The sequence below is a fragment of the Hanstruepera flava genome, assembly GCF_023634025.1.
Classification (GTDB): Bacteria; Bacteroidota; Bacteroidia; order Flavobacteriales; family Flavobacteriaceae; genus Hanstruepera; species Hanstruepera flava.
Genome location: NZ_JALJCW010000001.1, coordinates 920,812 through 934,416 on the forward strand (window position 1 = coordinate 920,812; position 13,605 = coordinate 934,416).

Here is a 13,605-nt window from a genome sequence, read left to right on the forward strand (position 1 = left end):
AGATATATGATAATTAGTTGCTTAACTAATAATTGGAATTTTATTCAAGATTACGGATACATCAATCAATGGAATACTGGCAACTCCAGCGATAATGATAAACTTCAAAATATTGTGAAGGGCCAAATAATGGGTTTTGGTAGTAGATTTCCATAACAAAAGCTGAAAGACCACCAACAAAATAATACTGGCATAGAAGAAATAAGACATTCTGCCAACTTGAAATTTATAGATAAGCAAAATTGCTGGGATTAAAGTTAAAATTCCCAAGACCGTGAGCATGGTTTTGGAAACCTTTTCACCATAAACTACAGGAATGGTATGATAATTTTGTGCCAAATCACCTGTAATATTCTCCAAGTCTTTAGTCAATTCTCGCATAGATATAATCAAAAACAGAAACATGGCATGGACAAAAATGACTGTTTCAAAGTTCTTGTAGTAAATGAAGATGATAAAAAATGGTGTAATGGTTAAAACTGCTGATGTTAAATTACCTACAAACGGCATTTTTTTCAGTTTGTGTGAATAAAACCAAATAGCAAAAATATACACCGAAAAGAAAATAACCGCTCTAAACGACACATAGCTTGCTAGAATAACAGCTATAAAATTCAACACAAAATAAAATGACAGTTTGGTATTTTGACTCACCAGTCTATCCAACATGGATTTTTGCGGCCTATTGATTAAATCTTTTTCGGAATCATAAAAATTATTAATGATATATCCAGCTGCTATAGTTGCTGAAGATGCTAAAACAAGCATAAACAAGTTCACATCCAATAAGACAGAACGCAATGGCTTATGATGCGCCAAAATAAAAATAGCAGCTAAATATTGTGCTATAATTATTATGAGAATGTTATAACCACGCACAACAGAAAACATACTAAAAAACTTTAGTAAAATGTGTTTTTGCCTACGGGATAACATGTTGGGAAGTTTTAGAAGTTGTATACAACCTCTAATTTATAATCTTTAAGGGATTCTTTGGCCTTATCAATATTTTCAGTAAAACCAAGGATATAGCCTCCACCACCTGAACCACACAACTTTAAGTAGTATTCATTGGTCTCAATACCTTTTTTCCATAGGTCGTGAAATTGACTTGGAATCATAGGTTTGAAATGGTTCAATACTACTTTGGACAATTGCTTGGTGTTTCTGAACAATGATTTTATATCGCCTTTCAAAAAGTCATCCACACAAGCATCTGTATGTTTGATGAATTGATCTTTAAGCATACTTCGGAAACCTTCGTGCTTCATGTTTTCCATGAAAATACTCACCATTGGAGCTGTTTCGCCAACAACACCACTATCCAATAAAAACACAGCTCCTTTACCATCAACTTTTTGAGATGGGATTCCTGTAGCTTCAATATTATCTTTGGAATTGATAAGGATTGGAATGCTTAAATAACTGTTTAATGGATCAAGACCAGAAGACTTTCCGTGGAAAAACGATTCCATTTCTGAAAAAATAGCTTTAAGCTTTAGTAATTTTTCTCTGGTTAGGTTTTCTAAAACTGTAATTTTATTAAAAGCGTATTTATCATAAATAGCCGCAACCAAAGCACCACTACTTCCTACACCATAACCTTGTGGTATAGATGAATCAAAATACATGCCTTCTGCCAAATCATTTCGTAACGATTCAATATCAAACCTTACTAATTCGGAATCCAATGTTTCCAGATAATCAGCGAAACGCTTTAAATTGCCATTAGATTTTTTGGTAGCTTCTGAATCTGTTTCAGAAACTTTTAAAGCACCATTGTAAAAATTGTACGGAATCGATAATCCTTTGGAGTCCTTGATGATACCATATTCACCAAAAAGTAAAATTTTAGAATAAAAAAGTGGTCCTTTCATAATTTAGAGCGCTATTCCTTTTAACAAATATACGGATTAAAAATCTAATTGGTTTGCACCAAATCCAATTTCGTCGCAAATATATTCTCCATTTTTACAATATGCAACTAACTCGTGCTGAATAAATTCCAATATTTCACCAGACTCATTTTTTGGATAAAGCACATGCACATTAGCACCAGCATCTAAAGTAAAGCCTATGTGTAATCCTGATTTTTTTCTGTACGCCCATATTTTATTGATAATTTCCAAGGTGTTGGGTTTCATTAAAATAAAATACGGCATACTTGTCATCATCATAGCATGAAGTGTTAATGCTTCACTTTCCATTAAAGCAATAAAGGCTTTTAGGTTTCCAGATGCTAGTATTGATTTTATTTTTGCCATATTTTCATGGGCTTGATTAAAGCGGTTTTGGGCAAAAGGATGACCATGCATTAAATTATGGCCAACGGTACTACTTACCTGCTTTTCTCCTTTATCTACTAGCAAAATGGTGTCTTGGTATTGCTTAAAATTATCATGAACTGCATAAGGGTATTTCACACCATATAAATCTGTACTACCAACAATACTTTCGGTGTTTCCCCAAACAATTAAATCGCCTTCAATACTTCTGCAAGCTGAACCGGAACCTAAACGTGCTAAAAACGATGCTTTTGTGTTGAAGTATTCTTTTGTAACATCGAGCGCAGTCGAGAGGTCTTTTTCAACACTCATTAAACACAAAGCCAACGCACTCATTCCTGATGCAGAAGATGCAATTCCAGAACTATGCGGAAAGGTGTTATGGGTTTCAATTTTAAAATGAAATTGCCTTAAAAATGGCAGATAAGCTTCAATACGCTCAAAGAATGTCTCGATTTTGGGTTTGAAATCGTCTTTTTTATCACCATCTAAAAATACCTCAAATGAATAATCTGTATTATTTTCTTTAGGCGTATAGGATAAGGTTGTTATGGTCTTACAATTATTCAATGTAAAACTAATGGAGGGATTCTCTGGAATCTGATCCTTCTTTTTTCCCCAATATTTCACAAGTGCAATGTTACTTGGCGATTCCCAAGAAACTTTTCCTGTTTGCTTTGTTATAGTATAAGGTTTTGGAATAAAATCGTGTTCGGTCATGGTTCAGTTAATCTTCGGACAAAGATAACAACTTTATCATGGTATTGTAGTTTCTAGCCGTTGCGAATGTTTGAAATTTTCGTTCAAAAAAATTGACATTAAATTTTGCCTTACCCAACCCTTTATCGTGAAAATAGTAGATGCAATCGTTAATTATGTGATACTCCTCACCCTCATACACTTTTTGGGAAGCCTCACAAATTGCTTCAGCGTTTGGTTCATCATGCAGCATCATAAAATAGCTGGCTTTCTTTTTTTCTTCTGCGAAAGGCGAGTTGTCAAAAATGCGCTGTAATTCTTTTCTGGTTTTTGCTAAAACGGATACTTCAAATCCAAAATGAGATTGTATGGTTTTTGAAATATGTGTTTCAAGGATCAGTTTATTACTCTCTGCGGATTGTAATATCACATTGCCACTTTGAATATAGGTTTGTACATTTTTAAAACCTTCTTTTTCAAGTAAGGCTCTCAAATCGGCCATAGGCACTTTTTTGTGACCGCCTACATTAATGCCTTTTAATAAAACGATAAAAGTTGTCATGATGAAATCGCTTTTGCTGCTATAAACGCACCTGTCCAAGCATTTTGAAAATTGAATCCGCCTGTAACTGCATCAATATTTAAAACTTCACCTGCAAAATACAAATTGGGAAACAGCTTACTTTCAAAAGTTTTAAAATTAACTTCCTTTAAATCAACACCTCCAGCGGTCACAAATTCATCTTTAAAGGTGCTTTTACCATCTACTCTAAAAATTGCTTGAGTTAGTTGATCAGCTAAACTTTCCAATTGTTGTTTATTGATATCGGCCCAACGCTCATCTTGATCAATGTTTGAGGCTAGTACCAACTGCTGCCACAAACGTTTAGGCAAACTAAATTGAGTTGATTTATAAACGGTTTTCTTGGCGAGATCCTGTTTAAAAATCTTTAGTCTCTCTAAAGATTCTTCTAAAGTTAGCTTGATGAAATTAACTTCAATTTCAAATTTATAATTCATTTCAGCGAGTTCCAGTGCTCCAAATGCGGAAAGTTTCAATATAGCAGGCGCACTCATACCAACATGTGTTATAAGCAAAGGGCCTTCGCTGTATAAGTCTGTTCCAAGAACTTTTACACTCACCTGTTGAGCAACCACACCTGGAATATCCTTTATACGGTTATCTTTAATATCAAATGTAAAAAGTGATGGGACAGGTTTAGAAATTGTGTGCCCTAAATTTTCTAGGAGTTTCCAGAACTTAATACTACTACCTGTGGCGATTAGGAGTTTATTACACGTAAAATTTTCATGCTTGGTTTCCAGTTGAAAACCTAAATTATCCATTGGAATTATTTTGGAAACATTTTCACTGTACAAAATATCAACCTGATGATTTTTAACTTCCTTTAAAAAACAATCTATAATAGTTTGTGAGGAATCAGTAACAGGAAACATACGTCCATCATATTCAATTTTAAGCTCCACACCACGTTTATCAAACCATTCAATGGTATCGCCTGTCATAAACTGATGAAAGGGACCCAATAACTCTTTTTCCCCTCTTGGATAATTCAATACCAATTCCTGTGGAATAAATTCGGCATGAGTGACATTACAACGTCCTCCTCCGGAAATCTTGACCTTTTGTAGTCCTTCCTTGTTCTTTTCAAGAATGCAAATTTTCAAACTTGGATTTTGTTCTGCGATATTAATAGCCGCAAAAAAACCTGCAGCACCTCCACCAATTATAATAACGTCATATTGCCTCATAATCTATCAGGGAAATCACTTATTATACCATTAACTTGATACGCTTTCATCCGTGAAATAGTTTCGACATCATTAACCGTCCAGACATTCACCTGATATCCATTTTCTTGAGCCATTGCAACATTCTCACGAGTTACCAATGCGACATTGGGGTGAATGATTTTGGCATCTATGGTCTTGGCAATTTCAATAGCTTCCATAACACTGGCCTTTGTCAATACAGCCAATTGAATATTTTTATTTAAACCATAAACCGTTTCTAACTCATGATGCTGAAAACTCGACACAATAAAATCATCATAATTCCAGCTATTTTTAGCAATATAATGCTGAATAACTTTAACCGTTTGCTTTGCCGTATCCTTTCCTTTTAACTCAATGTTGATGAAATATCTTTTATTAACCACATCTAACGCCTCTTCTAACGTCGGAATTTCATAGTAACTATGAACCTTGAGTTTTTTTAATTCAGACAAGCTGTATTTACTAACTTCACCTGAACCATCTGTCATGCGGTCTAGAGTAAAATCGTGAAACACTACCAATTCACCGGAACGACAAAGATGTACATCTATTTCAATTCCGTCAACACCAAAGTCCAATGCTTTTTTTATGGAGTCTATGGTATTTTCTGCAACATGACCCATTGCACCGCGATGTCCTATTTTTAGAATTTTTGAATTCAATAGATTCAAATTATTGAGACTGTTTAATAGTTTGTAAATTTATACTAAAAATAACAGAGTTGAATTTAAATTTTAAAGCAGGCCTCTTTCTCTTAATACTTCTTTCACTTTCATGTGATAGCGGAAAACTCAAAATCATTGCTGATTTACCAACAAGCCTTCCCGAAATTAGTGCTGTTGAGAAATTACCAAATTCTGATGTGCTTTGGGTAATACAAGATGCTGGTAACAACAATCATCTTTACGGTTTAAATACTAAAGGAAAAATTATAAAAGACATTGAAATTACTAATGCCAAAAATATTGATTGGGAAGATTTAACCGCTGATAGCCTTGGCCATATTTACATTGGAGATTTTGGTAATAACGATGAAAAACGAAAACGGTTTGAAATATATAAAGTGAAACCTACAGAAGCGACAGAGGCAATAGCTGAAATTATTTCGTTTGAACTACCCAAAAAGCAAAAACCAAAAGATTTTGAAGCCTTTGTACTACACAATGGGTATTTCTATATTTTTAGTAAAGAAACCAAAAAATTTATCACAATTAAAGTCCCGAACAAACCTGGAGAACATAAAGCAGAAGTTACAGAGGAGTTTAATTTAGATGATAAAAACAATCGTATAACTTCGGCTACAATCAGTTCAAACGGGTCACGTTTATATTTATTAAACCATAACAAGGTTTGGGAAGTTACCAACTTTAATTGGGATGCTATTTTTGAAGGCACCATAAAATCCTACAAGTTTGAACACAATTCACAAAAAGAAGGTGTTTGCATAAAAAACTCAAATACCCTTTATATTACCGATGAATTCAAAAAAAATGAAGGCGGTAACTTATATGAATTCCAAATACACTAGTGCTATTTAATTATAGGGCGCATTAAACCTTCTTGAGCCACAGAAGCCACCAACTTACCATCCCTTGTAAAGATATTTCCTTTTGCAAAACCTCTAGCATTGGATGTGTTGGGTGACTCTATGGAATAAAGCATCCAGTCATCAAAATCAAAATCCCTAAAATACCACATGGAGTGATCCAAACTAGCTGTTTGAGTATTTCCCCAATGCGCTTTGCTGGCATGACGATTCATGGCTGCTGCCAAAATATTATAATCAGATACATATGTCAATATTTGCTGCTTGGTGCCTAAATCAAGATTTGAAGCATTACCCTTTAACTTAAACCAAACATTGGTTGATGGTGGTAAATCTTCTTTATTAAAGGGGTTTACAACCTCCACAGGCTTAAATTCAATAGGTCTTTCAATCTCGATGAAACCTTTTGTTTTTTTAGGGATAAGATCCCCAAACTGTTCTAACATATCGGTCCAACTTAATAACTCTTCAGGTTGCTTCACATCCGATTTTATATCAATTTGATGGTTGTAACCTTCTTCATCTTTATGAAAGGAGGCAGACATAATAAAAATAACCTGTCCCTTTTGACTAGCCGTTACCCGTCTAACCGAAAAACTGCCACCATCACGCATAATACTTACGCTGTATTCTATTGGAAACTCTAAATGTCCTGCTTCCAAAAAATAAGCATGCATAGAATGAAGAATACGGTTATTATTTATAGATCGGTGTGCCGCATTAAGCGCTTGAGCCAAAACTTGTCCGCCAAAAACATTAGGACTCCCTACAGTTTTGCTAATACCATTAAATTGATTTTCGTTTATTTTATCTAATTGAAGTATGTTTAATAAATCGTTTACTGAATTCATTTTTTTCTTAAAAGTTTAATCCTAAAGCAAGAGCAAATCGCATACCATCATTGCTATTAAATAATGAGGTGTTAATTGTAAATAGTTCTGCGGCCACAACAAAAACGCCACCTCCATATGAGTTGTGCCACACGTTTGAATTATCATTGGACAACCAAACCCTTCCATAATCAAAACCTCCGTAAATACCCAAATTAACAGGTAACAAACCTGTTTTTAACTTACTAAATAAATATCGTAAATCTGTTAACTGATAATAGGCATGCTTTCCTGTAAAACGCTGATTACGATAACCTCTCAAACCATCACTTGCTCCAATTGATGCAGCCTGATAAAATTCATAAGAATTGCCATAAGTAATGTGACCTTTTATTTTTGAAGCCAATACAAGCTTCCCTTGTGGATCAATTTTATAATCAATTCCAATGCTTGGAATAAAATACCCCATATCAGTATTTTTATCAATATTGTTGAGATAGCCAAGTCTGAAGTCTGCAGTAAAACCTAAAGTAGGATAGGCTAAATTATCTGTATTTCTAAAATAATAACTCAACTCGGCTCCAAAGAAATTATTCGTATTTTCAATTTCATTCGAATTGTAAAAATCATTTATAAATCTTCCTTGAGTTTCCTCAACCTCAATAGACTGATAACTTAATTCTAATTTGGCTTCACTTCCCAAATCACCTTTTTTAATTAATGAAGGCGCTAACTTAATGGTGCGTAATTTTATGCGGTTATAGTCTAAACTTAAATCCTGACCATTGGTATTCGGGTTTTCAGTTTCATTTCCATAGCCAAAGAAATTTACAGTATAGTTTGGGCTTGTAAATACAGCTTCAAAACCTAAATTAAAACGTCCAATAACATTTGCAAACTCGCCATTATATTTTAAATCGTAACCGCTGGTCGCAAAGTAATAAGCCCCTGAAAAGGTATGCTGTGATGAAAATGGATTACGTTCAAAACCATAAGCGGTATAGGTATCAAGAATTCCTAATTTTAGGCCGTCATCTGGATTAAACCCGATTATTGGTAATATTTGATTGGTATTGTTTTTAAGCTTTAAATAATTATAAACATTGGTTTCGTAATCGTCTATTAATTTTAAATTCCCCTTGTTTGTTTTTATTGTATTTGGTTTGGACTTAAAATCGTAAACATGAATTTTCTTACCATTCTGAATATCATATATATCATTGTTTTGACCACCTATTAATCGTACATTAATAACACTATTGCCTTCACCAGTTACATGAAACACATCATCATCATCTAAAGCATAAATCCAAATTTCTTTAGTATGTTTTTTATTGTAAGTTCTTTTGTGGAAAATGTCGGCTTTTTCACCGTCCTTAATTCTATATCCAATAACCTCTGTTTCTCCATTGGGCTTTCTAATAATATCAAACCAATCATCTTTATCCGTTCCCTTCACTACTGCAAACTTGTTAATCACATCAAAATATTCGTCTGCTAGTTCTTCTAGATTATTCCTTCTATGAATTAGCTTTTTCTTGATTGATATAATAGACTCTTGATTGACCTCTTCTGGCATTTGGTAGAAAGCTGACTCTATTACTTCATCTGTAAGATGAGATTTAATGTATTCAACTTGAGTGTTCCATACTTTTTTGTCAGCATCATTAATTAGAGCCATATCCAAAGGATAAGGTGTGAAATTAAAAGCCTTAACGTTACTAATATTGTTATCATAAGACTTTAAAGGTTTTGATGCTGGAATTAATTTTACAGCCAAACCGAGTAACAACCCATCAGACATAATTGAAAAAGCCTGATCACGATCGCGTGGAAAGGGTTTATAAATTGTTTTTCCATTAACTTTAAACTCTGCCCAACGCCATTGGTCTTCATGCCTATCCCAGTCGCCAATTACCATATCGAATAATCTAGCTCTAATATACAGCTCCTCATCCACATCAATATCTTCATCAGACCTTACTTCTTCTAACATATCTTTGGTACTGATTAATTCGTTTGAGTAGCCGAAGCTAGCCTTATCGCCATGATTATCTCCTGCATGTTCCTCAATCATATACAATTCGTCTCCAAAATCATCATTATAGGGTTCTAATGCTTTCTGTTTTGGAACATAATATAATTTAGGATTTGTATGATAAATATTTAAAGCATCTGTTAAATGATCGACAACAAAAGGAGCATAAGGGTGTGCGCCACTAAATACATCAAGCACCAAATTTTGAGTATAGGTATCACTAAATTGACCTTCTATGTACTGGTCTTTAAATACAGCTGCTTGAATATATTTTAAGGCATCTTTTCTTAAACCACGCATAACAAATTCTTGCCCTTGCTTATTTGCCAATCGTAATGAGTTAGATTGTTGGCCTCCCCCTTTTCTAACAGGTTTTAAACCACCCATGAGTGTATCTAAATTAACAACTTGTACTTTTATTTTTTGGCTATAATCTTCTCTATACCTGTTGCCCCATAGCCATTTATAGAATCCCGACTTCTCTGTTTCCTCTTTTGAATAAATAGATTTCTGTACAACAGGAAATTCAGAAATATTGTAAGCGTCTACTTGCTGATTATTGAAGGGCTTAAATACTTGGGTATTAAAAACTACCTCTTTATTCTTTGAATCAAAAAAAGTAACTGATGACGAACCATCTTTATAAATATCTAATCTTGCAAAACCATATTCGCCAAATGAGAATAATCCTCCTCCGCCATTTTTGGTTGCAGATTTTTTTGATCCTGAACCACTAATAATTTGAACCAAATTATCCGTTTCCAAATATTGTAAGCTATGCTCATGACCAGAAGTAAAAATAACACGATCATTATATTGAGCTAAAGTTATAATACGTTTTCTAAATTCATTATATCTTTCATTTTGAAAATCTTCTGGACTTACACCAGTTGTTTTACGAAGCAAATTTTTAAGTGTTCCCAAAACTGGAATAGGCTTCATATGCTCCTTAAAAGAATATTTCCCTCCATGTGGACCATTACTAAACATAGGGTGATGCATAGCCACTATAGTAGTTTTTCCGCGTGCTTTTTTAATTCTACTTTCAAACTCATCAAAAAAAGCTTCTCGGGTTTTAATTTGGCATTCATCATTCATTGTTGGATGATTATCCCAATTGGTTAAATACCATTTTGAATCTACAATAATCAGTTCAATGTTGTCTGAAATAGTTTTATGCTCGATAGGGCAACCATGTTCGGGCAGAAAGGTGTTTTTCCCTAAAGCATCATCAATATAATCCTCCTGTCTCTCTAAACCTTTCAAACCATTTGAATACCAATCATGATTACCAGGGATGAAAACAGTACGTCCTTTATAATTCTCAACCGTTTGTATTTGTGCATTTATATTGTGTTCAGCTTGAGCACGATCTTTATGACCCTTTTTAGGAAGCCCTTTTTGATAGATGTTATCACCCAAAAAAATCGTAGTGCTATTACTCGATGCCGTATTAAGCACTTTCTCTAAATGTTTCAATGCTAGTGCTTGATCATTAAGTGGCGAATAACCTGCGTCACCTATAAGATAAAACTGGTGTTCAATAGGGTTTAATTTATCGGTTCCTGAAACCTTTTTATTGTCGACAGCATATTGCGGCTTGAATGTTGCACACGACAAAACCAACATAAATAGCAGTAGACAATACGTCTTTTTAAAAAATGATTTCGTTTTTTGCTTTAACATCTATATTTAATAATAAATCAAAGGTAAGGTTTTTGAATGCTTTTATGAACTACAAGACAACATAGAACAACCTACTTTATATCTTGCCCATTCTGGACGCTTTGCAAACCATTTTTCGTTACATGGTTGTTCACCATAGGGTTTTTTGAGCAATTGTTGGAGTTCATCAATCAATTGGTAATCTCCTTTTTCAGCCGCATCAATAGCTAATTGAGCCATATAATTTCGAAGCACATATTTTGGGTTCACAGCATTCATTTTCGCTTTTCTTTCTCCATCCGAAAGGTTTTCTTTTTTTAGTCTGCTTTTATAGGTATTCATCCAATTAACCCAAGTTTGTCTAACTACATCTGATATTTCATTGGGCTTATAAAATGCTTTTTCAACAACCTGTAAACTGTTATCGGAATCATCCTTTTGTACATTGGCAAGATTTCTAAAAAAGATGGTCATATCGGTTTCTGAAAGTTGTAGGACATCCTCTAAATCTTCTATCAATTTTTTGTCATTTTCAAGTTGCAACTCTAAACCAAGTTTTGACCGCATCATGACTAAAGACTTTATCTCAAAATCCGTTTTGTAAGCATTTAAAATAGTCTCTAAAGGTTCAGCTTCTTCAATTAAAGGATACAACGCATTAGCCAATTGGTACAAATTCCAAAGTCCGATATTAGGTTGGTTCCCAAAACGATAGCGCTTATGTTGGCTATCTGTTGTGTTGGGTGTCCATTCGTAATCAAAACCTTCTAACCAACCATAAGGGCCATAATCAATAGTAAGACCTAGTATCGACATATTATCAGTATTCATAACACCGTGAACAAAGCCAACTCGCTGCCAATGAATTATCATAGATAATGTACTCTGCATGACTTCCTCAAAAAAATTGATATAAGTATCCTTTGAAGGCTCCCCTAAATGCTGGAAATACTGTTTAATAGTGAAATCAAGCAGTGTTTTTAAAGTTTCTAAATCTTGTCTTGCTGTGAAAATCTCATAATTACCGAATCTTAAAAACGATGGTGCTACACGACACACAATAGCGCCTTTTTCATACGCTGGATTACCATCGTACATCACATCACGTAAAACCTGATCACCTGTTAACGCCAAAGAAAGCGCTCTTGTTGTAGGTACTCCCAAATGATACATAGCCTCACTACACAAGTATTCCCTAATTGATGAACGCAATACAGCCAAACCATCTGCTGAACGAGAGTATGGCGTTTCTCCAGCGCCTTTAAGTTGCAATTCCCACGATTGACTGTCATGTTGAACATCTCCTAAATTAATAGCTCGCCCGTCTCCTAATTGTCCTGCCCATTGCCCAAACTGATGTCCGCCATAGCACATAGCATAAGGTTTTGAACCTTTAGGAATCTGGTTTCCAGTAAACACTTTCAAAAAATCATCTGTTTCAGAATCAGCTTTACTTAACCCCAAATCCTGTAGAACTTCAGTTGAAACATGAAGTAGTTCAGGTTTGGATGTTTCCTTTGGATTAACATAAGAAAAACAGGCATTTAAAACCTGTCTTCTTGAGTTTTCAGAATTAGAATCCGCAGGAAGGTTATCAGTAAATGTGTTCTTAAGTTTCAGGTTCATTATTTTAATTTATTGGCATGCATTTGTTTCAACTTGGCCAACTTTGGATTTATTACAAAGGTACAATATCCGTAGTCAGGATTATTCTTATAAAAATCCTGATGCTCTTGTTCGGCTTCATAAAAAACATCAAAAGGTGCTATTTGGGTTACAATTGGACTTTCGTAATAAGGCTGCATCCGTTTAACAACAGTCTCTGATATTACCCTTTGTGCTTCATTATGATAAAAAATTACAGAACGATATTGCGTTCCTTTGTCTGCACCTTGACGGTTAAGTGTAGTTGGATCATGAGTTGTCATGAAAATCACAAGAATTTCTTCATAAGAAATAATATGGGCGTCAAAAGTAACTTGAACCACTTCGGCATGACCTGTTAATCCTGAACAAATTTCACGATAAGTAGGGTGCCCTGGAACATGACCTCCTGAATATCCTGAAACGACTTTTTCAACACCATTAACCTCTTGAAAAACAGCTTCTGTACACCAAAAACAACCACCTCCAAAAGTAGCTTGTTTCAAATTTTTAGTTGTCATTGGCTACCTCCTTGTTTAATGTCATTGATTCTGAATTAATACAATAGCGCAATCCACTTGGTTCAGGACCATCTGGAAACACATGTCCTAAATGCGCATCACAGGTGTTGCACATAACTTCAACGCGTATCATGCCAAAAGAAGAATCCTTTTCATATTTAATGGCGTTTTCTTTAATGGGTTGTGTAAAGCTTGGCCAACCTGTTCCCGAACTGAATTTAATTGTTGAGTCAAATAAAGGCGTGTCACAACAAACACAGTTGTATTTGCCTTCATCGTAAATACTGCAAAGTGCACCACTATTTGGTGGTTCAGTACCCTTGTGCCTAGTAATTCTAAACTGTTCAGGAGTTAGCAACTCTCTCCATTCGCTTTCTGTTTTTTCAACGCGTTTATCTGGAATTGGGTTTCCATTAACGGTGAAACTGATAACATCTTTCCATGTTAGCATACAATTTTCCTTTCTTTTTAGTTTGAATAAAAATACTATATATTCATGACTAATTATGTCGTAATATGAGTAAAAACCTAACTTCTATTATGAATACCACAAGCAAATCTGTAAATTACAATTATATTG

The 13,605-nt window shown here is 34.4% G+C and carries 12 protein-coding genes; 1 reads left to right on the forward strand and 11 read right to left on the reverse strand.

Features of this window, described 5'->3' with window-relative positions:
• Positions 1-21: 21 nt before the first annotated feature.
• Genes MTX13_RS04440 through MTX13_RS04465 form a run of 6 tightly spaced genes read right to left on the reverse strand, consistent with a single transcriptional unit; the run spans position 22 to position 5,443 of the window.
• The gene (locus MTX13_RS04440) at positions 22-936 is read right to left on the reverse strand and encodes a geranylgeranylglycerol-phosphate geranylgeranyltransferase (RefSeq protein ID WP_250433175.1); all 915 of its coding nucleotides are present in this window, start codon (positions 934-936) and stop codon (positions 22-24) included.
• 11 nt (positions 937-947) lie between these two features.
• Positions 948-1,877, reverse strand: a complete 930-nt coding sequence (locus tag MTX13_RS04445) for a mevalonate kinase family protein (protein ID WP_250433176.1) — start codon at positions 1,875-1,877, stop codon at positions 948-950.
• 36 nt (positions 1,878-1,913) lie between these two features.
• Positions 1,914-3,005: a diphosphomevalonate/mevalonate 3,5-bisphosphate decarboxylase family protein gene (locus MTX13_RS04450; RefSeq protein WP_250433177.1), complete on the reverse strand. Its 1,092-nt coding sequence runs from the start codon at positions 3,003-3,005 to the stop codon at positions 1,914-1,916.
• 7 nt (positions 3,006-3,012) lie between these two features.
• Positions 3,013-3,546, reverse strand: coding sequence for a DUF1697 domain-containing protein (locus MTX13_RS04455; protein ID WP_250433178.1), 534 nt, complete (start codon positions 3,544-3,546; stop codon positions 3,013-3,015).
• The gene (locus tag MTX13_RS04460) at positions 3,543-4,757 is read right to left on the reverse strand and encodes a BaiN/RdsA family NAD(P)/FAD-dependent oxidoreductase (RefSeq protein WP_250433179.1); all 1,215 of its coding nucleotides are present in this window, start codon (positions 4,755-4,757) and stop codon (positions 3,543-3,545) included. Before MTX13_RS04460 ends, MTX13_RS04455 begins: the two co-directional genes overlap by 4 nt.
• Positions 4,754-5,443: a glycerophosphodiester phosphodiesterase gene (locus MTX13_RS04465; RefSeq protein WP_250433180.1), complete on the reverse strand. Its 690-nt coding sequence runs from the start codon at positions 5,441-5,443 to the stop codon at positions 4,754-4,756. Before MTX13_RS04465 ends, MTX13_RS04460 begins: the two co-directional genes overlap by 4 nt.
• A 59-nt stretch (positions 5,444-5,502) precedes the next feature.
• On the opposite strand from MTX13_RS04465, the gene MTX13_RS04470 reads away from it, so the two are divergent.
• Positions 5,503-6,309 carry an SdiA-regulated domain-containing protein gene (locus tag MTX13_RS04470; RefSeq protein WP_250433181.1) on the forward strand — a complete coding sequence of 269 codons (807 nt, stop codon included), beginning with the start codon at positions 5,503-5,505 and terminating at the stop codon, positions 6,307-6,309.
• 2 nt (positions 6,310-6,311) lie between these two features.
• Here MTX13_RS04470 and MTX13_RS04475 read toward each other — a convergent pair whose 3' ends face one another.
• From MTX13_RS04475 to msrB, 5 genes are all read right to left on the reverse strand, one after another.
• On the reverse strand, positions 6,312-7,178 hold the full coding sequence (locus tag MTX13_RS04475) for an acyl-CoA thioesterase (protein ID WP_250433182.1): 867 nt from the start codon (positions 7,176-7,178) through the stop codon (positions 6,312-6,314).
• Between the two features lie 7 nt (positions 7,179-7,185).
• Positions 7,186-10,824, reverse strand: a complete 3,639-nt coding sequence (locus MTX13_RS04480; RefSeq protein WP_250433183.1) for a metallophosphoesterase — start codon at positions 10,822-10,824, stop codon at positions 7,186-7,188.
• Between the two features lie 99 nt (positions 10,825-10,923).
• Complete coding sequence (locus tag MTX13_RS04485; RefSeq protein ID WP_250433184.1) at positions 10,924-12,486, reverse strand: protein adenylyltransferase SelO; 1,563 nt, start codon at positions 12,484-12,486, stop codon at positions 10,924-10,926.
• A complete protein-coding gene (gene msrA / locus MTX13_RS04490; RefSeq protein WP_250433185.1) occupies positions 12,486-13,025 on the reverse strand; it encodes a peptide-methionine (S)-S-oxide reductase MsrA in 540 nt (179 codons plus the stop codon). The genes MTX13_RS04485 and msrA overlap by 1 nt, the downstream gene beginning before the upstream one ends.
• Entirely contained in the window at positions 13,015-13,476 is a 462-nt protein-coding gene (gene msrB, locus MTX13_RS04495) for a peptide-methionine (R)-S-oxide reductase MsrB (protein ID WP_250433186.1), read from the reverse strand. The genes msrA and msrB overlap by 11 nt, the downstream gene beginning before the upstream one ends.
• Positions 13,477-13,605 lie beyond the last annotated feature (129 nt).